Origin of the sequence: Glutamicibacter sp. V16R2B1, assembly GCF_005774635.1 — a bacterium.
In the GTDB taxonomy this organism is placed as follows: Bacteria; Actinomycetota; Actinomycetes; order Actinomycetales; family Micrococcaceae; genus Glutamicibacter; species Glutamicibacter creatinolyticus.
In genome coordinates this window covers 1-1531 of sequence record NZ_VATX01000032.1, presented here as the reverse complement: position 1 = coordinate 1531, position 1531 = coordinate 1, and the positions used below count along the sequence as shown (strand labels likewise).

Here is a 1531-nt window from a genome sequence, read left to right as displayed (position 1 = left end):
TATGCAGTGACCAACCCCGCTACCGGAGTCGTAGAGGCAACCTACCCCACCGCCAGCGACGCCCAGATCCAGGAGGCCATTGGCGCGGCCCACCAGGGCTTCACCACCTGGTCCACCTCCGAGATCTCCGAGCGCGTCGCGCTGCTGGAGCGGGTGGCCGACATCTACGAGGAACGCGCGGAGGAACTGGCCGCGATCATCACCCGCGAGATGGGCAAGCCGGTGCGCCAGGCCCAGGGCGAAATCAGCATTGTAGCCTCCATCTACCGCTACTACGCCAAGAACGGTCCGAAGTTCCTGCAGGACGAGGAGCTTGAGGTCGCCAGCGGCGGCAAGGCGCTGGTGCGCAAGGAAGCGGTCGGTGTGCTGTTGGGCATCATGCCGTGGAACTTCCCCTACTACCAGGTGGCCCGCTTCGCGGCGCCGAACCTGATGAACGGCAACACCATCCTGCTTAAGCACGCCCCGCAGTGCCCGGAATCGGCGCTGGCCATGGAGCAGATCTTCAAGGACGCCGGGGCCCCGGAAGGCGCCTACGTGAACATCTTCGCCACCAATGACCAGGTGGCCGACATCATCGCCGACCGCCGGATCCAGGGAGTTTCGCTGACCGGTTCGGAGCGCGCCGGTGCCGCGGTGGCCGAGATCGCCGGGCGCAACCTGAAGAAGGTCGTGCTGGAACTGGGCGGTTCGGATCCGTTCCTGGTGATGGAGGACGCGGACGTGGCCCGCAGCGCCAAGCTGGGCATGCGCGCCCGCTTCGGCAACACCGGCCAGGCCTGCAATGCCGCCAAGCGCTTCATCGTGGACTCCTCGGTGTACGACGAGTTCTCCAAGGCGCTGGTGGACCAGGTGTCCGGCATCAAGATGGGTGATCCGAGCGAGGCGGAGAACTTCGTCGGCCCACTGTCCTCGGCCGCGGCCCGCGACGGGTTGGCCGCCCAGGTGAAGGACGCCGTGGACAAGGGCGCAACCGTGCTGGCCGGCGGCAAGCCGGTGGACGGGGAGGGCGCCTACTTTGAGCCGACCGTGCTGGCCGGGGTCACCGAGGACATGCGCGCCTTCAGCGAGGAATTGTTCGGCCCGGTCGCCGTGCTGTACAAGGTGGACGGTGAGGAGGAGGCCGTGAAGCTGGCCAACAACACCGACTACGGGCTGGGTGCCTCCATCCACACCCAGGACGCCGAGCGGGCTGACCGCATTGCCCGCCAGCTGGAAACCGGCATGGTGGCCATCAACGAGCCCTCCGGCACCGCCGCCGAGCTGCCCTTCGGTGGCGTGAAGCGCTCGGGCATCGGCCGCGAGTTGGGCAAGTACGGCATGGATGAGTTCGTCAACCACAAGCTGGTGAAGATCTCCGGACGCTAGTCCATACCCCCTCGCCGTCAGGCCGGGGACAGGTGAGGGTGGCGCACGGTTCTCGTGCGCCACCCTTGGTGGTTAAGCCACCGGCCGTGGGGCTTTGGTGCCGGGCCGCTTACTTCTTCAACGACACCTGGTCCACGGTCCAGAACGCGGAGTTCGTTCCGGT

1 protein-coding gene is annotated in these 1531 nt (G+C 66.9%); it reads left to right on the top strand.

Going from position 1 to position 1531, the window contains the following annotated elements; all coding sequences use genetic code 11:
• Positions 1-1368: NAD-dependent succinate-semialdehyde dehydrogenase (locus FDN03_RS15335; protein ID WP_138178468.1), on the top strand; the 1368-nt coding region annotated here is incomplete at its 5' end.
• Between the last annotated feature and the right edge of the window lie 163 nt (positions 1369-1531).